This is a genomic window from Bradyrhizobium sp. CCBAU 53415 (assembly GCF_028128735.1).
Taxonomy (GTDB): Bacteria; Pseudomonadota; Alphaproteobacteria; order Rhizobiales; family Xanthobacteraceae; genus Bradyrhizobium.
In genome coordinates this window covers 424,530-443,628 of sequence record NZ_LBJF01000023.1, presented here as the reverse complement: position 1 = coordinate 443,628, position 19,099 = coordinate 424,530, and the positions used below count along the sequence as shown (strand labels likewise).

Annotated in this window: 23 protein-coding genes and 1 pseudogene; 9 read left to right on the top strand and 15 right to left on the bottom strand. The window is 65.1% G+C overall.

What is annotated here, in order from left to right; genetic code table 11:
• Nucleotides 1-96: 96 nt before the first annotated feature.
• From XH87_RS17980 to XH87_RS17965, 4 genes and pseudogenes are all read right to left on the bottom strand, one after another.
• Entirely contained in the window at nucleotides 97-918 is an 822-nt protein-coding gene (locus XH87_RS17980; protein WP_271588348.1) for a tetratricopeptide repeat protein, read from the bottom strand.
• Nucleotides 919-950: 32 nt separating this feature from the next.
• Nucleotides 951-1,634 (bottom strand): substrate-binding domain-containing protein, encoded by a 684-nt coding sequence (locus tag XH87_RS17975; RefSeq protein WP_271588290.1) that lies wholly within the window; start codon nucleotides 1,632-1,634, stop codon nucleotides 951-953.
• 18 nt (nucleotides 1,635-1,652) lie between these two features.
• A pseudogene (locus tag XH87_RS17970) lies at nucleotides 1,653-1,760 on the bottom strand (GrlR family regulatory protein); the annotation flags it as partial.
• Nucleotides 1,761-1,943: 183 nt separating this feature from the next.
• Nucleotides 1,944-2,978 (bottom strand): glutamine synthetase beta-grasp domain-containing protein, encoded by a 1,035-nt coding sequence (locus XH87_RS17965; protein WP_124158961.1) that lies wholly within the window; start codon nucleotides 2,976-2,978, stop codon nucleotides 1,944-1,946.
• 536 nt (nucleotides 2,979-3,514) lie between these two features.
• On the opposite strand from XH87_RS17965, the gene XH87_RS17960 reads away from it, so the two are divergent.
• Nucleotides 3,515-3,718, top strand: coding sequence for a DUF2735 domain-containing protein (locus XH87_RS17960; RefSeq protein WP_035702136.1), 204 nt, complete (start codon nucleotides 3,515-3,517; stop codon nucleotides 3,716-3,718).
• Between the two features lie 113 nt (nucleotides 3,719-3,831).
• Here XH87_RS17960 and XH87_RS17955 read toward each other — a convergent pair whose 3' ends face one another.
• On the bottom strand, nucleotides 3,832-4,143 hold the full coding sequence (locus tag XH87_RS17955) for an MliC family protein (protein ID WP_035702133.1): 312 nt from the start codon (nucleotides 4,141-4,143) through the stop codon (nucleotides 3,832-3,834).
• A 69-nt stretch (nucleotides 4,144-4,212) separates the two neighbouring features.
• Here XH87_RS17955 and XH87_RS17950 point away from each other — a divergent pair, with 69 nt between their 5' ends.
• From XH87_RS17950 to XH87_RS17935, 4 genes are all read left to right on the top strand, one after another.
• Nucleotides 4,213-4,956 carry a tyrosine-protein phosphatase gene (locus XH87_RS17950; protein WP_271588288.1) on the top strand — a complete coding sequence of 248 codons (744 nt, stop codon included), beginning with the start codon at nucleotides 4,213-4,215 and terminating at the stop codon, nucleotides 4,954-4,956.
• Nucleotides 4,957-4,978: 22 nt separating this feature from the next.
• Nucleotides 4,979-5,659 (top strand): SDR family oxidoreductase, encoded by a 681-nt coding sequence (locus tag XH87_RS17945; protein WP_271588287.1) that lies wholly within the window; start codon nucleotides 4,979-4,981, stop codon nucleotides 5,657-5,659.
• Between the two features lie 95 nt (nucleotides 5,660-5,754).
• The gene (locus tag XH87_RS17940; RefSeq protein WP_271588286.1) at nucleotides 5,755-6,441 is read left to right on the top strand and encodes a DUF2161 domain-containing phosphodiesterase; all 687 of its coding nucleotides are present in this window, start codon (nucleotides 5,755-5,757) and stop codon (nucleotides 6,439-6,441) included.
• Nucleotides 6,442-6,536: 95 nt separating this feature from the next.
• Nucleotides 6,537-6,842, top strand: a complete 306-nt coding sequence (locus tag XH87_RS17935; RefSeq protein WP_035702125.1) for a hypothetical protein — start codon at nucleotides 6,537-6,539, stop codon at nucleotides 6,840-6,842.
• 81 nt (nucleotides 6,843-6,923) lie between these two features.
• Here XH87_RS17935 and XH87_RS17930 read toward each other — a convergent pair whose 3' ends face one another.
• From XH87_RS17930 to XH87_RS17900, 7 genes are all read right to left on the bottom strand, one after another.
• A complete protein-coding gene (locus XH87_RS17930) occupies nucleotides 6,924-7,529 on the bottom strand; it encodes a GNAT family N-acetyltransferase (protein WP_271588285.1) in 606 nt (201 codons plus the stop codon).
• A 152-nt stretch (nucleotides 7,530-7,681) separates the two neighbouring features.
• Complete coding sequence (locus XH87_RS17925) at nucleotides 7,682-8,080, bottom strand: PaaI family thioesterase (RefSeq protein ID WP_158669893.1); 399 nt, start codon at nucleotides 8,078-8,080, stop codon at nucleotides 7,682-7,684.
• A gap of 257 nt (nucleotides 8,081-8,337) precedes the next feature.
• A complete protein-coding gene (gene kynU, locus XH87_RS17920) occupies nucleotides 8,338-9,540 on the bottom strand; it encodes a kynureninase (RefSeq protein WP_271588284.1) in 1,203 nt (400 codons plus the stop codon).
• An 8-nt stretch (nucleotides 9,541-9,548) separates the two neighbouring features.
• Complete coding sequence (kynA, locus tag XH87_RS17915) at nucleotides 9,549-10,388, bottom strand: tryptophan 2,3-dioxygenase (protein ID WP_035702119.1); 840 nt, start codon at nucleotides 10,386-10,388, stop codon at nucleotides 9,549-9,551.
• 35 nt (nucleotides 10,389-10,423) lie between these two features.
• Nucleotides 10,424-11,233 carry an alpha/beta hydrolase gene (locus tag XH87_RS17910; RefSeq protein WP_271588347.1) on the bottom strand — a complete coding sequence of 270 codons (810 nt, stop codon included), beginning with the start codon at nucleotides 11,231-11,233 and terminating at the stop codon, nucleotides 10,424-10,426.
• A 312-nt stretch (nucleotides 11,234-11,545) separates the two neighbouring features.
• Nucleotides 11,546-12,823 carry an ArgE/DapE family deacylase gene (locus XH87_RS17905; RefSeq protein ID WP_035702117.1) on the bottom strand — a complete coding sequence of 426 codons (1,278 nt, stop codon included), beginning with the start codon at nucleotides 12,821-12,823 and terminating at the stop codon, nucleotides 11,546-11,548.
• Nucleotides 12,824-12,878: 55 nt separating this feature from the next.
• Complete coding sequence (locus XH87_RS17900) at nucleotides 12,879-13,604, bottom strand: pyridoxamine 5'-phosphate oxidase family protein (RefSeq protein WP_035702159.1); 726 nt, start codon at nucleotides 13,602-13,604, stop codon at nucleotides 12,879-12,881.
• A 75-nt stretch (nucleotides 13,605-13,679) separates the two neighbouring features.
• On the opposite strand from XH87_RS17900, the gene pdxR reads away from it, so the two are divergent.
• Both pdxR and XH87_RS17890 read left to right on the top strand, forming a co-directional pair.
• Nucleotides 13,680-15,152 (top strand): MocR-like pyridoxine biosynthesis transcription factor PdxR, encoded by a 1,473-nt coding sequence (gene pdxR / locus XH87_RS17895; RefSeq protein ID WP_271588283.1) that lies wholly within the window; start codon nucleotides 13,680-13,682, stop codon nucleotides 15,150-15,152.
• 67 nt (nucleotides 15,153-15,219) lie between these two features.
• Nucleotides 15,220-15,465: a DUF6719 family protein gene (locus XH87_RS17890; protein WP_271588282.1), complete on the top strand. Its 246-nt coding sequence runs from the start codon at nucleotides 15,220-15,222 to the stop codon at nucleotides 15,463-15,465.
• A 12-nt stretch (nucleotides 15,466-15,477) separates the two neighbouring features.
• On the opposite strand, the gene XH87_RS17885 is transcribed toward XH87_RS17890, so the two are convergent.
• Nucleotides 15,478-15,840 carry a hypothetical protein gene (locus XH87_RS17885; RefSeq protein ID WP_035702109.1) on the bottom strand — a complete coding sequence of 121 codons (363 nt, stop codon included), beginning with the start codon at nucleotides 15,838-15,840 and terminating at the stop codon, nucleotides 15,478-15,480.
• 33 nt (nucleotides 15,841-15,873) lie between these two features.
• Entirely contained in the window at nucleotides 15,874-16,038 is a 165-nt protein-coding gene (locus tag XH87_RS17880) for a hypothetical protein (protein WP_193374099.1), read from the bottom strand.
• A 499-nt stretch (nucleotides 16,039-16,537) separates the two neighbouring features.
• On the opposite strand from XH87_RS17880, the gene XH87_RS17875 reads away from it, so the two are divergent.
• Nucleotides 16,538-16,771 (top strand): hypothetical protein, encoded by a 234-nt coding sequence (locus XH87_RS17875; RefSeq protein ID WP_271588281.1) that lies wholly within the window; start codon nucleotides 16,538-16,540, stop codon nucleotides 16,769-16,771.
• Here the strand turns inward: XH87_RS17875 and XH87_RS17870 are convergent.
• Nucleotides 16,761-17,309 carry a CreA family protein gene (locus XH87_RS17870; RefSeq protein WP_035702106.1) on the bottom strand — a complete coding sequence of 183 codons (549 nt, stop codon included), beginning with the start codon at nucleotides 17,307-17,309 and terminating at the stop codon, nucleotides 16,761-16,763. The genes XH87_RS17875 and XH87_RS17870 overlap by 11 nt on opposite strands.
• A 205-nt stretch (nucleotides 17,310-17,514) precedes the next feature.
• Here XH87_RS17870 and XH87_RS17865 point away from each other — a divergent pair, with 205 nt between their 5' ends.
• Nucleotides 17,515-19,059: a L,D-transpeptidase gene (locus XH87_RS17865; RefSeq protein WP_271588280.1), complete on the top strand. Its 1,545-nt coding sequence runs from the start codon at nucleotides 17,515-17,517 to the stop codon at nucleotides 19,057-19,059.
• Nucleotides 19,060-19,099: the final 40 nt, after the last annotated feature.

Below are 19,099 nucleotides of genomic sequence, written 5' to 3'. Positions count from 1 at the left end.
GCGCTCCGTTTCGTCTGGAGTTCAACGGCGCACGGGCGAGCCTGGTTCCATGACGTCCTGGCCCGGTTCGTGACGTGCTGTGCAATCGCAATGGCTTCAGAAGCAGAGCGTGGTGACGAGCTTGCCCTGCTTGTCCTTGATCGCATAGGGACAGCGAATGCGCTCCAGCGCCTTCTTGGCATCCTCGTCGCCGAGCGCGGCGGCGCGCTCGTAATAGGCTTTCGCGGCGTCCTCGTCCTTCGGACCGCCGCGGCCTTCCTGCGCGAAGGCGCCCATCCGCTCCAGCGCGCCGGGATGGTTTTGTGCGGCCGCCTTCTCGAACAGCGCGCGCGCCGCGGCGTCGTCCTTGGCACCGCCCGTGCCTTCGGAAAGCATCAGGCCGAGCTGGTACTGCGCTTCCGCGTTGGTCTCGGCAGCCTTGCCGAGCAGCGCGCGCGCCTGCGCGGGATCGGCCGGCGCGGCGCCACCTGCGCCGCCGAGCGCGGCGAGATTGCTGACGCCGCGGGGGTTGCCGGCCTGGGCCGCCTTCTCGAACAGTTTTCGCGCCTGCGCTTCGTCCCTGGCGACGCCCGAGCCGGTGGCGTAGGCGACACCGAGCTCGACCATGGCCGCGCTCGATCCCTTGTCGGCGGCCCTGTGCCAGGCCGCGATCGCCTCGCCTGTTTGCCGGTTGGCGGCATAGGCGCGGCCGAGCGCGAACATGGCGCGTCGCGACGATGCTGCAGCCTGTTTGCAGAACTTGATCGCGGTCGCGATGTCGGAGGACGCGATCTCGGCCACGCCCCTCACGTCGGTCGGCTTGTCGGGATCGCTGGGATCGGCGGCGACCCGGTCGCACAGAACGAGATCGGCGGATTGCGCGTGCGCCGTCAGGGGCACGGCGAGCGCGAAGAGGATGGCAAGGAGGTAAGTCCGCATGGCCGTCACGTTGCGTCTCCGCCCCGGCAAATTCAAGGCTCAAGTCCCGACTGGCGCAGGATCGGCGCGACCTCGGGCGAGGCCAGATAGCGCAGCAGCCGGTCGGCGGCTTCGGCATGTTTCGCGTTCGCCGTGCGGCCGGCGGAGAACACGGCCGGCGTCTGCAAATCGCGTGGGATCGGGCCGACGACCTCGATGCCGGCAACCTGCTTCAGCTCGCTGATCTGCTGCACGGCGAGGTCGGCCTCGCCGCTGACGAGCCGCTCCGCGGTGAAGCCCTGCTCGACGACGGTGGCCCTGGCGTTGATCTCGGCTGCGATGCCCATCCGCTCGATCAGCTTGACGAAGTAGACGCCGCTCGCCCCCAGCCGCGAATACGCAACGGACCGCGCTGCGAGCAGGGTTGTGCGCAGCGCCGCTTCGCTTCCGATGTCGGGGTGCGCCCGCCCCGCCCGCACCGCGACGCCGACGAAGGAGCGCGCCAGATCGGCCGCGCTCGCGGCGAGCACGCGCCCCTCGCCGATCATCTCGTCGAGCCCTTCGCGGGTGAGGATGACGAGGTCGGCCGCCTCGCCGTCGCGCAGGCGTCTCAGCAGGGCCAGGGTCGGCGCAAAGTCTGCGTCGATGCGAATGCCGGTCGCAGCCTCGTACGCGGACGACAGGCCGCGCATCGCGCCCATCAGGCCGAGCGTGGAGAGCATACGAACGTTTTCCATGAGCCATTCCCGTCGCGATCAGGCGCGATGCATCAGCTTGAGCGCGGCGGTCAGGCGCAGGCTGCGCTTGCCGGCACGTGCGGTCGCCTCCAGCACCGCCTGCTCCGCGTTGTAGCTGCCGTGTCCCCGGCCCTTGCGCGCATCCCGGAGCACTCTATCCCGCTTTCGGCGGCGATGGACAAGTTTCGCGGAGCCGAAGTCCGGCAGCCACGGGAACGGCTGTCATCCACATGCAAAAATCCGCCGGAGCCTTCGCTCCGGCGGATTGAGCACCAACCCGGGCCAGCCCCTGCCCGGGCCGGGAGGATCTCAGGCCGCGGCCTTCTTGTCGGTCGGCACGGAGGCGATCGTCTTCAGGATCTGCGAAGCGATCTGGTATGGGTCGCCCTGCGAGTTCGGACGGCGGTCTTCCAGATAGCCCTTGTAGCCGTTGTTGACGAAGGAATGCGGAACGCGGATCGAGGCGCCGCGGTCGGCAACGCCGTAGCTGAACTTGTTCCAGGGCGCGGTCTCGTGCTTGCCGGTCAGACGCTTGTCGTTGTCCGGACCGTAGACGGCGATGTGGTCCATCAGGTTCTTGTCGAAGGCGGCCATCAGCGCCTCGAAATACTCCTTGCCACCAACCGTACGCATGTACTCGGTCGAGAAGTTGGCGTGCATGCCGGAGCCGTTCCAGTCGGTGTCACCGAGCGGCTTGCAGTGGAATTCGATGTCGATGCCGTACTTCTCGGTCAGGCGCAGCATCAGGTAGCGGGCCATCCACATCTCGTCAGCGGCCTTCTTGGAGCCCTTGCCGAAGATCTGGAATTCCCACTGGCCCTTGGCGACTTCCGCGTTGATGCCTTCATGGTTGATGCCGGCCGCGAGGCAGAGGTCGAGATGTTCTTCGACGATCTTGCGGGCGACGTCGCCGACGAACTTGTAGCCGACGCCGGTGTAGTACGGGCCCTGCGGCGCGGGGTAGCCGTATTCGGGGAAGCCGAGCGGACGGCCGTCCTTGTAGAAGAAGTATTCCTGCTCGAAGCCGAACCAGGCGCCGGCGTCATCGAGGATGGTGGCGCGCTTGTTGGACGGATGCGGGGTCTTGCCGTCGGGCATCATGACTTCGCACATCACGAGCACGCCGTTGGTGCGGGCACCATCCGGGAACACCGCGACCGGCTTCAGCACGCAATCGGAGCTGTGGCCTTCGGCCTGCTGGGTGGAGGAGCCATCGAAGCCCCAGAGCGGAAGCTGCTCGAGCGTCGGGAACGACGCGAATTCCTTGATCTGGGTTTTGCCGCGCAAATTCGGAGTCGGCGTATATCCGTCGAGCCAGATGTACTCGAGCTTGTACTTGGTCATTGAGCCTCTCTGTAGATGATGCGAAAGGTGGGGTTGAGAGCCCCCGCACGTTTGTACCCGGCCATCATCGGCCGGCCCCTTACAAGCATTTTGCGTGCCAAAAGGCCGCATGGCTGACGGTTTTCCACAGTGGCCAGCGTCTCCCCTGGTGCGAGCAGATCGCCCCTGGCGACATGCGTCATAGCCGCGCACCTTCGCGTGAAGCTGCAGTGCAAAAACCCCGCGAAAATCGCCCGTTTCTCAAGCAGGCGGCGGAGGACCCGAACTTGCCGATGAAACGCGCATCAGCCGCCGGCAATTTTCGCAAAGTCTCCTGCCCCTACGCAGCAACCTTTGGAATGGCCCACGCGTTGGTCACCGACAGCGTGCCTTAGGGGATGCAGACCTCAGACTGCCTACAAATTGAGCGGCAACTGATTTCCTTTTCAGCACTTTCCAATACGGGAGCCGGGGTCGATATGGGGATTCCGGTAACCACAATCGAACGAGTCGGGCGCACCATGGAGGCCAAGGCGCTTCGACCAAGGAGAATCGTAATGATGAACAATGGTCTGAGTCACGGATCGGCAACGATCTATCAATTCCCGGTCGGGGGCCGCGCGGCTCTTGCCGGACGCCGTTATGGCGAGACCCGCCTTCCTGCCGATCACGCCTCGCTGCCCTCGAACGTCTCGATCTGTAGCGACAGCTGGTATCATCAGGATGCGGTCGACGAAGCCAAGCCGAAATGGGATCGCTGATGCCTCGGGTTGGTTCGAAACCGCCGCGCTCTCGCAGTCGCCCGGCGGCAGTTTGAAAAGGGCCGAAACAACGATGTTTCGGTCCTTTTTAATTCTTGCGTGAACCACGCCGCTCAGATCACCGCGCAGGCCGTGACCGGCCGCTTCAGATGCTTGATCGTGGCGGTCCCGGCCTTCCCGATGGTCAGCGTGATGCCGGCCCCCGAATAGCGCGCGCCAGAGACCGCCAGTCGCTTGCCGAGCGTGACCGGCTCGCCGTCGATCTGAACAAAAGCGCGCTTGTCGCCATCATAAAAACCGACGATGAACCGGGTACCATCGGTACAGCGATAGGCTTGGAACGTCTGCGCATCAGCCTGCCGCGCGTAGCAAATTCCGCCCGCCAGCATGGTGACCGCCAAAAGAATGGCCTTGTGCCGGCCCATGATAGCCCCCTCTAGTGCTCTCAAGGACGCCCCTCGCGCGTCCAGTGGAACATAACCCAAGCCGATCTCATGTCAGCCTCCCCTGCCCGCCATCTCGCCCTGCAAGGCGCCAGCAATTTTCGCGATCTCGGCGGCTATCCGACCACCGATGGCCGCGCCACGCGCTGGCGACACATCTTCCGCTCCAACCACCTGGGGCAGCTCACCACTGCCGATGTCGAGATCGTGCGCGCGCTCGGCGTCAGAAGCGCATTCGATTTCCGCGGGCTGGAGGAGCGCGCGGCCGGCGTCTGCGTCATGAACGAGATCACGGTGCATTCGCTGCCGATCGAACCGACGGTCGTGGCCGCGCTGCGCGCCGAGCTCGCCCGGGGCACGCTGACCGCGCCGGTCGCGCTGGAGCTCATGCGCGAGTCCTACCGGAACTATGTCCGCCACAATACGCACAGCTTTCGCGCGCTGTTCGGCCATCTGCTGGAAGACCGCGCGCCGCTCGTCATCCACTGCACCGCCGGCAAGGACCGCACCGGCTTCGCCAGCGCGCTGATCCTGCATGCGCTGGGCGTGCCCGACGACGTCATTGCCGAGGACTACCTGTTGACCAACCGGCACTACAAGCGCGACGCGTCAAACGCCTCCGATCTTCCGGCCGACGTTCTCGACGCGATCGGCAGCGTCGAGGCCTCGTACCTGGCAGCCGCTTTCGAAGCGGTCGGCAGCGAATATGGCGATCTCGATGCCTATTTGCGCGACGGGCTCAATCTCGGCGCGACTGAGCGGACCGCGCTGAAGGAGCGCTATCTGGAATCTTAGCCCCCGCGCCGGGAGAACGATGATGCAAGACAAGGTCCTGGTCGTGACGGGCGCACTCGGCGCGCTCGGCAAGGTGGTCGTCGAGACGGCGCAGGCACGCGGCGCGCGCGTGGCCGGCATCGATCATGCGCCGTCGCAAGCCCCCGCAGGTGCTGACCGCATCGAGATCGGTGGCGTCGACCTGTCCGACGGGGCGCAGGCAAAGACGGCCGTCGAGACGGCAGCAAGGCATTTCGGCCGGCTCGATGCGCTGATCAACATCGCCGGCGGCTTCGCCTTCGAGACCGTCGGCGACGGCGACAGCGCGACGTGGCAGCGCATGCATGCATTGAATGTCCTGACTGCGCTCAACACCTCGCGTGCGGCGCTGCCGCACCTCGCCGCGTCCAAGGCCGGCCGCATCGTCAATATCGGGGCGATGGGCGCGCTCCAGGCGGGCAGCGGCATGGGCCCTTACGCGGCGTCCAAAGCGGCCGTCCATCGCCTGACCGAGGCGCTCGCCAGCGAATGGAAAGGCAAGATCACCGTGAACGCGGTGCTGCCCTCGATCATCGACACCAGGGCCAATCGCGCCGACATGCCGAAAGCGGATTTCTCCAAATGGGTGACGCCGCTAGAGCTCGCCGAGGTCATCCTGTTCCTCGCCAGCGACGCCGCGAGCGGCGTCACCGGCGCGCTGATACCGGTCGGCGGGCGTGTCTGATTGCGTTTGATCGGATGGTTTGAACGCCGGCTCGATTCAATCGGAGCCGAGAAGGCACTAGACTGGCCGCAACTGATTCTCCGATCGGAACTCCCTTGGAAACCGCGCTCTACCTGCCCGTCAAACGCTTCCTCGAAGAGCTCGGCTTCACGGTCAAGGGCGAGATCGGCGGTTGCGATCTCGTCGGTCTCGGCGCCGGCGAGCCGCCGGTCGTGGTCATCGGCGAGCTCAAGCTTGCCTTCAATCTCGAGCTGATCCTGCAGGCAGTCGACCGCGCACCGGCGGGCGACGAGGTCTGGATCGCGGCGAAGATGTCGGCGCGTGGCAAGGGACGCGAGAGCGACGCGCGCTATCGCAATCTCTGCCGCCGTCTCGGCTTCGGCATGCTCGGGGTAACCGATCGCGGTCAGGTCGAAGTGCTGGTGAAGCCGCCGACGGCTGCGCCGCGCCGCGAGCCGAAGGTGCGCTCGCGCCTCGTCGCCGAGCATCAGCGCCGGCAGGGCGATCCGGTGCTCGGCGGCAGCACCCGCACACCGATCATGACGGCCTATCGGCAGCAGGCACTGGCCTGCGCGTCGGCGCTTGCCGAAGGCCCCAAGCGCGTGCGCGAGCTGCGCGAACGCTGTCCCGACGCCGGCAAGATCTTGCTTAACAATGTGTATGGCTGGTTCGAGCGCACCGAGCGAGGAATCTACCGGCTCACCGAAGCCGGAGACGCAGCTCTGAAACGCTGGCCTCAGCAACGCGTTGAGGACGGCGCAGGTGCTGTGTCACCGCCATGACACCCGACCGGTGCATAGCTGAGCTGCCACACCGATTTCATATTGCAATGCAACATTTGGGGCACTAGGTATCCCGGCATCAAAACGAGGCCGTTATGAGCGCAGACTGGAATACCAAATATGGCACGCGGCGCGTCCGCCACGATCCGCCCACCCTGGACGAGGCGATCTTCGCCGCCGTCGGCATCACCGACGATCAGGCGCAGCAGGCCGAGATCGCCGCAGCCTTGATGGGGATGCCACTCGACGTCGTGCAGGCCGAGGTGAAGAAGCAGGCCCGCACCAACGGCCGCATCACCGCCACGCGCGTGATCGCCGGCGAACAGGGCGCGCAGCGCTCCGTGGTCGTCGAGCGCCGCGTCGTCCGCCGTTTCGGCAACGACAAGCGCACCGGCACCTGAGCGTTCATTTCAACCCGGAATACTAAAGCGGACCGGCCTTGCCGGTCCGCTTTGTGATTCCTGTCCGCTATCGTTTTCGGGCTATGCGGCCCGATTGCCGTACATGCTGGAGATCAACTTCCAGCAGGTGCTGTTGAAGCTGAGCAGAGCGCGCCCGGCCGTGAAGGGCGAGGCCGCGAGATCTGCGAGCTTGGCCTCAGGAGTCTTGGCGAGGTCGATCGTGCCGGTCGATTCACCATGGCGGAAAGCCAGATGCGCGCCGAACTTCCCGGCGAGCGCCCGCATCGCGTGATTCTCGGCGCCCGTCGTGATGCGCAACCGCTTGTAGCCTTTCCAGCGCGCCTCCGCGATCAGGCGGCGGAACAGCACCGTGCCGACGCCCTGGCGCCGCGCGGAGGCTTCCACGCTGAACGCGACCTCGGGCAAGGAATCATCTTCCGGCGGATGCAGCTCGGCCGCACCGCGGACCATACCGTCGACGATATAGGCAACGATCACGGTGCCGTCCTCGGCGCAGCGGGCGGCGTAGCGCTCGATGAAGCTGTCGTCGAGAAAGCCGTTGAAACGGTCGTGCCGGCTTGCGGCATCGAGCCTCAGCAGATGATCGCGCAGGAGCGGCAATTCTTCCTGCTGGATCAGGGTCCGCACATAGCCCGGGGCGGTGCGGACGGTCTCTTCAAGTACCACGTCAGAACTCCTCTTGGTGTCCCTCGAGGAGGCGTTCGAATCCCTAGGCCTCCTATATTGTGCATCGCACCATAATTTTCAAGGCGGAGACCTGCCCAAGTTAGAGGCACTGAGAACGACTAATTCGTTAATAATATCAAGGTCCCGTAGTCTTACAGGACAAGCTGCGTCTGGGTCACCACGGCAACCAGCTTGCCGTCCTCGGTTTCCAGCCGGGTGGTCCAGATCTGGGTCCGCCGGCCACGATGAACCGGAGTGGCCGTGGCGATGACCGCGGTTCCTTCCCGGGCCCCGCCGATGAAGTTGGTCTTGCTCTCCAGCGTCGTGGTGCCCTTGGCGTCCTCGGGCAGATTGAGCACGGTCGCTGCCGCGCCGACGGAATCGGCCAGCGCCATCACCGCCCCGCCATGGATGGTGTGGTGCAGCGTGCAGAGATCGGGCCGAACCGTCATCCGCGCCACCACACGGTCCTTCTCGGCCTCGACAAACTCGACGCCCTTGAGCTCGGCGAACGGCATCTTCATCGCTTTGAGTTTCTCGAGCGGCGTCATCAAAAGCCCTCCCAATTCATTGTTGTCTCAACGTGAATGGCTTCGCGCGGCAAAGCAATGACGTCCGAGGTAATGGCCGGCTGACATCGGCGCACCGCCGACACTATCGTGTCCCGGACGCGCTGCAACGCGCTGGAGTTGCTGCGCAGAGCCGGGACCCATCTCGCGACGGAGCACGGTGCGGCATGGGCCCCGGCTCTGCAGCGCATCACGCCGCAAGTGCGGCGCGCCGCGCCGCGTCCGGGGCATGGCTTCGCTCACGTCACCGCGTTCACGACCTGATATTCCGCCCGCCGCCACACCTCGCCTGCGATCACCTCCTCGATGATCTCGGCGGCACGGACGATCTCGCTCTCGCCAATATACAGCGGCGTAATCCCGAACCTCATGATGTCCGGCGCGCGAAAATCGCCGATGACGCCGCGGCCGATCAGCGCCTGCATCGCGGCGTAACCGCCGTCGAAGGCAAAGGAAACCTGCGAGCCGCGGCGATCATGCGCGCGCGGGGTGACGAGCCTGAGCTGCGGGCAACGGCGTTCGACCTCAGCGATCAGGAGATCACCGAGCGCCAGCGAGCGCGCGCGAACCTCCTTGATGTCGACCCCGTCCCAGATATCGAGCGAGGCCTCCAGCGCCGCCATGGCCAGCACCGGCGGCGTGCCGACGCGCATGCGCTCGACGCCGCCGGCGGCCGCATAGGCGAGCTCGAAGGCGAACGGCTTTGCATGGCCCATCCAGCCCGACAGAGCGGCGCGAGCGCTATCGGCATGGCGCGGCGCGACGTAGAGGAACGCCGGCGCGCCGGGACCGGCGTTGAGATATTTGTAGGTGCATCCCGCGGCGAAATCGGCGCCGCTCCCGGCGAGATCCACTGGCAGCGCACCGGCGGAATGAGCGAGATCCCAGACCGTGACGATGCCGCAAGCATGCGCCTTTGCCGTCAGCCTTGCCATGTCGTGGCGGCGGCCGGTGCGGTAATCCACCTCGGTGATGTAGAGCACCGCGACCTCCTGCGACAACGCAGCCTCGATCTCCTCCGGTCCCACCAGACGCAATTGATGGCCGCGCCCGAGTGTCGCGATCAGGCCCTCGGCCATGTAGAGGTCGGTCGGGAAATTGCCGGTGTCAGACAGCACGACCTTGCGCGACGCGTTCATGTCAAGCGCGGCGGCGAGCGCCTGATAGACCTTGAGCGACAGCGTGTCTCCGACCATCACCGAGCCGGCCGCAGCACCAATCAACCGCGCGATGCGATCGCCGACATGCCGCGGCTGGACGTACCAGCCTGCGGTGTTCCAGGCGCGGATCAGCTCGTTGCCCCACTCGTCGGTGATCACGCGGCCAACGCGCTCGGCAACGCCCAGCGGCAGCGCACCAAGCGAGTTGCCATCGAGATAGATCACGCCGTCGGGCAAATGGAACAACGCCCTGGTGTCGTCGTAGACGCGAAGCCGGGTCATGGACATCCCTACAGAATCGTACGCACGCGCCAGAGTTCGGGAAACAGCTCGACCTCCAGCATGCGCTTGAGATAGCTGACGCCGCCAGTGCCGCCGGTGCCGCGCTTGAAGCCGATGACGCGCTCGACCGTGGTCACGTGGTTGAAGCGCCAGCGGCGGAAATAGTCCTCGAAATCGACCAGCTTCTCGGCCAGTTCGTAGAGCATCCAGTGCGTCTCCGGCGCCTCGTAGACGATACGCCAGGCCTGCAGCACGCCTTCGTTGAAGCTGTGGGTCTCGCGAACGTCGCGCGCCAGCACCGCCGCCGGCATCTTGAGCCCGTTGCGGTCGGCGAGCCGCAGCACCTCGTCATAGAGGCTTGGCGTCGCAAGTTCCGCTTCGAGCAGCTTCGTCGTCTGCGCATCGTGCGCGTGCGGCTTCAGCATGGCGTGGTTGCGGTTGCCGAGCAGGAATTCGATCAGCCGGTACTGGCGCGACTGGAAGCCCGAGGATTGCCCGAGCTGCGAGCGGAAGCGGGTATACTCGCTGGGCGTCATGGTGCGCAGCACGTCCCAGGCGCCGTTGAGCTGCTCGAAGATGCGCGACATCCGCGCCAGCATCTTCATCGCAGGCTGCACCTCGTCCCGCGAGATCGCACGGCGCGCTGCACTGAGCTCGTGGATGGCAAGCCGCATCCATAGTTCCGTGGTCTGATGCTGGATGATGAACAGCATCTCGTCATGCGCTTCCGACAGCGGATGCTGCGCGCCGAGGATCGCATCCAGCGCAAGGTAGTCGCCGTAGGACATCCGCCGGGCGAAATCGGTCTCGGCGCCTTCGCTGGCGGGATCGTAATCGCTGGACGTCATGACAGGTCCTTTCGATCGATCTTCCCCGGCCTTGCTCAGTCGAGGCCGATCAGGCGGGCGGTGATCGGCGAGGATGGGTCCTTCAGCCCGTCGATCACGGTAAAATGGTTGAGGCCGGGATCGATGACGAGGTGCGTCGGCACGTCAAAACCGGTCCAGACATTGGCCATCAGATCGGACTGGCGGATGAATTCGGGCCGCTCGCTGCCGCCGACCCAGGCGGTCACGGGCGAATGCCCACGCGGCAGATGCAGCGCCGCGCTTTCCAGCGTCGCCTCCTCCATCGTCATGCGCAGCGTCTCGTTCATCCTGGTCTTCAGGAGCGGCCGCAGATCATGCAGGCCGCTGATCGAGAGCGTGCCGGCGATACGGTTGTAGACGGCGGACTCGAGCCGGCTGTCGTCGCACAGCATGCGCGTGACGAGATGGCCGCCGGCGGAATGGCCGGCGAGCCGGATCGGCCCCGAGACGAGGGATGCCGCCTCGGCGATCGCGGCGGCGATCTCGGCGGTGATGTCGGAGATGCGTGCGGCCGGCGTCAGCGTGTAGCTCGGCAGCGCCACCGTCCAGCCATGATGCCGCGCGCCTTCGGCAAGATCGGTCCAGGTCGATTTGTCGAACCGCATCCAGTAGCCGCCATGGACGAACACGACGAGGCCCTTGCTGTCGCCGCCGGGCATGATCAGGTCGAGCTTCTGGCGCTCGCCTGCGCCATAGGCGATGTCGGGGCGAAACTCCTTCAGCCCGGCGCGGTAGGCCGCCGCCCGCCCCGCCCACAACGCCGGCAACTTGTCCGATCCGGGGACATGGGCCGAATTGGCATAAGCATCATCCCAATCGCGCATCATGACTTCCTCGATGGACTCAAAGCCCCGCGAACCGAACGCCAGTCTGCCACCGGCAAGGCCGCCATCCTAGTCTTTATTTTAAGCTTAAAGGATTTGGGCGCATCTGTGTCTGGGACGGCGGACCGCATCTGCAGGACATTTCCCTTGCCGCGGGGAGCGGCCGTCGCACTCCGTCATTGCGGGCGAAGCGCAGCAATCCAGAATCTCTCCGAGGCGGCAGTCTGGATTGCCTCGTCGCCAGCGCAAAATTGCTTCGCAATTTTGACGCGGGCTCCTCGCGATGACGGCGAGAGAGCAAGGCGCGGTTGCTTACGCCTTCTCCACCCCGCACCAATCCGCGATGAACAGCGCCATCGCCTTGGTCGTCTTCTTAAGCGACTCCAGGTCGACGAACTCGTTGAAGCCATGCATCTCGCCTCCGCTGGCACCAAAACACAGGCTCGGAATGCCGTGGTTGAGGCCGTAGAAGCGCGTATCGGTGAGCGCGGTGAAGACGAGATCCTCGACCGCGCCGCCATAGACGACGTCGAAGGCCTTGCCGAACGCAGCTTCCGGCGCGGCGGCGTCGGTCAGTTCATAGCCTTCCGACAGAAAGCCCGACCATTCGATCTCCGGCGGATTGTTGGCGAGGAAGCGGTGGTTGCGCGCAGCCGCAGCGACGCAAGCCATGATCTCCTTCTGGTGATCGGCGATCGACCAGCCCGGCAATACGGCAATGCGGCAGTCCACGTCGCACCAGGCCGGCACGCTCGAGGCCCAGTCGCCGCCCTTGATGATGCCGGGGTTGAAGTTGATGGGATGATTGAGCGTCTTGAAGTGACGATCGGCCTTGGCGCGCTCGTTCCATTCGATCTCGAGCTTTTGCAGCGCCTGGATCAGGTGATACGCCGCCATGATTGCGTTCGCGCCGGAGCCTGCGAAGGCAACGTGGGTCGGATGCCCCTTCACTCGCAGGCGAAACCAGATCACGCCGACCTGCGAGCGCACCATCTTGCCGCCGGTAGGCTCCGGAATGAAGCAGGCGTCCGCGCGATAGCCACGCTGCAGCGTCGAGAGCGCGCCGACGCCGGTGCTCTCCTCCTCGATCACGGATTGGAAGTGGATCCGCGCCGTCGGCCTGAGGCCAGCCGCCTTGATCGCATCCAGCGCGTAGAGCGCTCCGATCGTGCCCGACTTCATGTCGCAGGCGCCGCGGCCGAACATCTTGCCGTCCTTGATGACGGGCGAGAATGGCGGCGTATCCCACAATTCCAGCGGGCCCGCCGGCACCACGTCGCAGTGCCCCTGCAGGATCAGCGATTTGCCGCCGTTGGTTTGCGGACGGTAAGTGCCCACCACGGAGCGAGCCTTCGAAAAGTCGTGCTCGATCGGACCGAAGCCGCGCAGATCCTTCAGATCGTCGACATTGATGTGCCAGTCGTCGACCTCGTAGCCACGTTGGCGCAGGAGGTCGCCGATCATGTCCTGGCATGGCCCCTCCGCTCCGCGGGTCGAAGGGATCGCGACAAAATCTCGGGTGGTTGCAAGCTGAGCTTCGAAGCCGCTATCGACGGCGTCAACAATCCTCTGCTGCGTTTCGGCATTCATCTAGGCAACTCCAGGCATTCCAATGGTTCCCAAGGAGTGCGCAAACTAGCCGATTTCAGCCGTTCGGGTACTCCACAAAATAAGCATCCCGCAATGCATCTTCGAGCAGCCGGCCTTCGGAATAGCCATTCAGCGTCGCGGGCCGGCTCACACCGTCGAGCAGGCGCGGGCACGGCTCCGGGGCGCCGAGCACGGTGCGGACCGGAATGCGCTCCGCATAGATCGGCAACGCATAGTCCTCGTCGTCGTCAGCGACACCCTTGGCGCGTATCTTGGCCGAGGCCTCCTCGATCTCCATCGCGATGAAGGACGTTGCCTTGATCTCCTGCGTGGTGCTCTGTCGCAGGCCAGCGGTGCGATCCGGGAAGAAGCGATCGACCATGGCGATCACCGCCCGCTCCTTCTCCTCTGGATCGGTGACGAGATAGGCCGTGCCGAATGCCATGACCGCGCGGTAGTCCGCGGAATGGTTGAAGCCGCATCGTGCCAGCACGAGGCTGTCGAGATGAGCGACCGTCAGGCAGACGCGCTCGCCCTTGGTCTGGTTGCGCAACATGCGGCTGGCGCTGGATCCGTGCCAGTAGAGCCTCGTCCCCTCGCGCCAGAAGAAGGTCGGCGTGCAATAGGGCTGGCCGTCGATCACATAGGAGACGTGGCAGAGCATCGAGGAATCCAGGATGCGGTGAACCGTGTCGTGATCATAGAAGCCGCGGTCGTGACGGCGCTTGACCTGGTTGCGCGCGGACATCGGATAGGAATTGGAGGTCTCAGTCTGGCTCACGGCCGCTCCTGCGCGAATTGGAACAATCTGAGAGCGGTTGTAGCGGCGCATTTGGTCTGCGATAGTTCCAATTCCATGCGAAAAATTCCGACCAATTCGTACCCCTCACCGGCCAGGACCGAGCTGCCGCTCGACCTCATCGGCCCACACGTCACGGCCGGCGCCTCCGCCGCGCACCGGCTCTATCAGGCGCTGTGCGAGATGATCGTCTCCGGCCTCGTCAAGCCCGGTGAGCCGCTGCCGCCATCGCGGACGCTGGCCAGGCAGACCGGCTTCCGGCGCAATGCCGTCGTCACCGCCTATGAGCGCCTGATCGCCGACGGCTTTGCCGACGCAACCGTCGGCTCCGGCACGTTCGTCGCCGCACATATCCCTGCGCGGGCGGCCGAGCCGAACAAGGCGAAGGTGGTTGTGGAAACGCCCAGGCAAGGCGCGTTCGCGCTCGGCTGCACCCATATCGACGAGCGCGCGGTGCAGCGCTTTGGCGCTTTCGTTGGCCGCCGCATGCGCGCCTTCGGCTCCGAGCACCTGCATTATGGCGATCCCCGCGGCAGCCGCGAGCTGCGCTCGGCGATCGCCAACCATCTGCTGTCGGCGCGCGGCCTGCGCTGCGATCCCGATCAGATCATGCTGACCTCGGGCACGCTGCACGCGCTGCGCATCGTGCTGAGCGCGATCCTGCAGCCCGACGATCAAGTATGGTGCGAGGACCCCGGCTATCCCGCCGCGCGAAAAACCATCGCGCATTGCGGCTATCGTGCCGTGCCTGTCGCGGTCGACGAGCACGGGATGCGTGTCGCCAAAGGCCGGATCGCAGCGCCGTCCGCGCGCGCGGCCTACGTCACACCGTCGCACCAGTTTCCGCTTGGCGTGCAGATGTCGATGCCGCGCCGGCTCGAGCTGCTGGACTGGGCGAGACAAGTCGGCGCCTTCGTGCTCGAGGACGATTACGACAGCGAATTCCGCTATGACGGCGCACCGCTGATGTCGCTCGCCGGCATCGATCGTCTCCAGCGCGTGATCTACCTGGGCACGTTTGCCAAGACGCTGTTCCCGGGCCTGCGCATCGGCTATTGCGCCCTGCCCGAACGGCTGATCGCGGACGTGACGGCAGCGCGCGCGGCGCTCGACCGCTTTCCCGGCACGCTGATGGAAGGCGCGGTCGCCGACATGCTCAATTCCGGCGCCTTCGCCGCGAATCTGAAGCGCGTGCGAAAACTCTATCGCGAGGCGCGCGATGCGCTCGCCGCAACGCTTGAAGCCGCATCCGATGGGGCGCTTGCGGTGCCGGTGCCCTCGCAGGGCCTGCATCTTGTCGCCCGGTTCGATCCCTCCGTCGATCTGTCGGTGGCAGCGCATGCCAAGCAAGCGGCCGGCGCGGAAGGCTGGCTGTTGGCCGACACCTATTCGCGCGGGCGTCCTCTGCCCGGCTTCGTGCTGGGATTTTCCGGGCACCCGGTTCCACAGCTCGTGGCCTCCGCCGAACGTCTCGCGCGGGAATCGCGCGCAGCATTGGGCACAAGGGGAAGATCGGCCCGCCGGGCGTGACGAAGCTTCACTATCAGAATCGCCCGCCGCTCCCTAGACTGCGGCATCGTTGCCGGGACCTCACATCATGCTGCTGCGCCAAGCGACCTGCCTCTCGCTGCTGATCTCCATCACGCTTGCCTCGACGGCACACGCAGTCACCGTCGGACGCGAGCAGGACATTGTCGATCTGAAGCTCGGCCAGCGTGTGCTCGTAGATGACGGAACCTGCCCCGCCGGCCAGGTCAAGGAAGTGCGCGGCGCGAAGATGACCGACAAGGGAGTCTCGCGCACGAGTTCCTGCGTGCCACGGCACGGGCCGCAATCGAGATGAAGATCTGGGAAGCTACTTCGCCGGATCGAACATGCATTGCAAGGTCGGTTTGGCGATCTTGGTGAAGGTCGGGCCGATCTCGCCCTGCTTGGAGACCGGCACCCAGTCGGTCTCGATGGTGGGCACGCCGGTCTCGCTGATGCCGCGCAGCAGCGCTTCGCGCAGATCGCGATCCTCGACGGCCGCGGCGGCATGATCGTGCAGACAGCCGCAAACCTCTTCCGGATGCTCCCAGCGCCCGAGCATACGGGGCGCGCACTGGCGCACGAATTCGCTGCGAGGATCGGGCAGCCTGGAGGGTGCGCGAACTTGCGCCTGAACGGAACTGATCGTCAGGAAGGACACGAAAGCTGCGGCGCAGAGACGAAGCAACATGATGGCCTTTGCCGGCTGTTCTCTTTTATGCCGTCAGAAGCGCGCGGCGACCATGATCGGCTGTGCCGGCGTGATCGTGACGGGCGTGCCGCTGTACTGGAAGGTGCCGACACCGGGGAGATTGCCGTCGGGTGAACCCGCGAACGAGGAGCCGGCGAGCACGAAACCAAAAGCTAGAATAAGGCTGAGTGCGCGCATGATCTCGTGTCCCAATTCGGCAGCCGGCGGTGCGCCGTCGTCGTTGTGGCGCTGATAACCATGGCCGGTTTCGTGCGTGATGCGCGAAAAGCTGAAAATGGTTTCGTCTTGGTGAGAATTGTTTCGTCCCGTTCGGCGGGACGAAACAATTCTCGGAAAATGCCAATCATTTCAGACAGGTCTCGCTTCAGGTCAAAGGTGGCCTGCCAGGCTCCGGCACCAGCGCGGACACATGCCTAAAGCGCGCTTCGCGCTTTAGGCTGTTGTTTACGCATGATCTTTTCGGAAAACCGCTGCGCACTTTTCCGGATCATGCTTCAGCACGGCCACCGTCATGCTCCCGCCTCGCACGCTTCACACGCATTTTACGTTTTTCTGCTGAAGAGGTCGGCAAACGAGGGTTGGGCTCGATCGAACCGGGGGTGGCTCGGCAGCGACCCAAGCCATCGAGACCGAGACGCCCGGGTCATCGGGCGCTTTCACGTGAGGGATGGCCACCATGATGGCGGGAAATCGCGCAACGCCGCGCGATGCGGATGCACGGACGGACCGCAGAGATCAACCACCCGTTCGCGGCAGCGCCGGCGAAATGGCGCTGCAATCGAACCGCGGCTTCGAGGCTGCGCCGCAGACATTCGTGCGGCTGACCGGTTCGCATCTCGCAAAGCCGCGCGATCGTCACTGGGTGAACGCAAGCGCGTCACTGGGTGAACGCAAGCGCGTCACTGAGTGAAGAACTCGCCGCACTTCTGGACGTTTGCGTCCGCCGATCCCCACGGCATGATCGGCACGGTCGAGGTCGAGTTCTTGGGCGAGCCCTCGATCAACTTGTCCGAATAGACCATGTAGACCAGCACGTTGCGCTTGGCGTCGCAGCCGCGCACGATCTGCATCTTCTTGAAGAACAGCGAGCGTCGCTGGCGGAACATGTCGTCGCCCTGCTCCATCTTGTGCTTGAACCTGATCGGAGCGACCTGGCGGCAAGCGAGCGAGATGTCGGAGACCTCCTCGGCAAGCCCCAGCCAACCCTTGAAGCCCCCCTTCTCCGGCACCGTGAAATGACAGGCGACGCCCTCGACTTCCGGATCGTCGAGACCATAGGTCGCGAGCTTGTCGTTCGGGCTCATCCATTTGAACACGGTCGAGCGGCGGAAGATCAGATCGGGCTCATCGGCGGCCCACGCTGGCACCATTGGCGCGGTCAAAGCCAGGAGAAATAAGACGAGGCCTTTCAAGCGGATGCCGGAAAGACCGGGGAAACGAGATGACATGAAGTTCTCCGGTAACAAGTCCCCGCAATGTAGGAACGCGACGGCCCGACAGGAAGACGACGGCAGAGGCGCGGCCGCCGTTTACCGCTCCGTGAGGCTTTTTTGCTACGTCCTGAACAAAAGCAACTGATGGCAGAACCACCCTGCTGGTGAACGCGTATCCCCTTCGTGAGACTAACGTCTGATTTGGATTTTGGATTCGAGAATGAACAGCGTGAACGCGTCGGGTTCTTTCGCCAAGCCAGCGCGGCTTTGGCAGGTCGCCATTTTGGCGGCGGCGGGTGCGATCGGCACGACCAGCCAGGCAGACGCAGCGTTCTATTATTGGACGGATTATTCCGATGGATCCTATTATTACGCGCGACAGGACCGGCATCCCGAGATACCGCGCCAGAAGCCGCAGAAGCGAGGCGCCGCAAGCAAGAAACCAAGCGTCGCCGGGAAGGAAGCCGGCACCAAGCCGCAAGGGCCGCTGGTCATCGTCGTGTCGATCGACCGGCAGAAGGTGACGGTCTACGACAGCACCGGCGTGTTCGCGGAATCCCCGGTGTCGACCGGCATGAAGGGCCATTCGACGCCGATGGGTGTGTTCAGCGTCATCCAGAAGCATAAATTCCACCACTCCAACATCTATAGCGGCGCGCCGATGCCGTACATGCAGCGGATCACCTGGTCCGGCGTTGCCATGCATGCCGGCGTGTTGCCGGGCTATCCGGCCTCGCACGGCTGCATCCGCATGCCGATGGCGTTTGCCGTGAAGATGTGGAACTGGACCAGGATGGGCGCGCGTGTCATCGTCGCGCCCGGCGAGATGACGCCGCGCAGCTTCTCGCACCCCCTGCTCGCCTCCGTGCGCGTGCCGCCGCCCACGGCGAGCCTCGAGCCGCAGACCAATGTCACCGACGCCAATGTCACTGACAAGGCCGACAAGGGCGCCGCCGAAACCAAGCCGGTGGAGACGAAGACTGCCAGCGCCGACAGCGTGATCGAGTTGCGCTCGTCCATCGGCCACGCGGCAATCTCGGATGTGACCACGGGCAGTGCGCCCGCGCGCGAGGAAGCCGCTGCACCGGCCGACAAGGCCAGGACTGCCGCCGTATCCGATACGGCCAAGCCAGGCAACGACGACGAGACCGCCGGCAAGGGGGCTGTCGAGGCCGAGCCGGTCAAGACGGACGCGGTGGACGCCGCGAAGGGGCCCGGTGCGCCCGCCATCACTGCCTCGCCCGACGCAAGGAAGGACGAGACCCGCGTTGCCGACCCGGCGCCAGCCGCAAAGCCGGAAGCGCCCAGGCGGGCCGGCCAGATTGCCGTCTTCATCAGTCGCAAGGATTCCAAGCTCTATGTGCGGCAGAATTTTGCGCCGCTGTTCGAGGTGCCCATCACGATCGCCGCGAGCGACCGGCCGCTCGGCACGCATGTCTTCACGGCCGAAGTCGACAAGGCCGATGCCAATACGCTGCGCTGGTCGGTGGTGTCGCTGCCCGTCTCCGCCCGTTCCGCGGCACGCGAGGAGGCCAGCCGCCTCGCGCGCCGCCAGCGCGGCGCCGACGTGATCCCGGTCGCTGCCAAGCCCGTGGCCACGCCGGACAGCCCGGCCGAAGCCCTCGACCGCATCTCGATCCCCGCCGACACCATGGCGAAGGTCAACGAGATGCTGACGTCGGGCGGCTCGATCATCGTCTCCGACCAGGGCATCAACCAGGGCGAGACCGGCGAAGGCACCGACTTCATCGTCCGCCTGTATTAGGCCTCGTTGCTCCCGATAACGCGGTGTTGAGCAGCCCGGT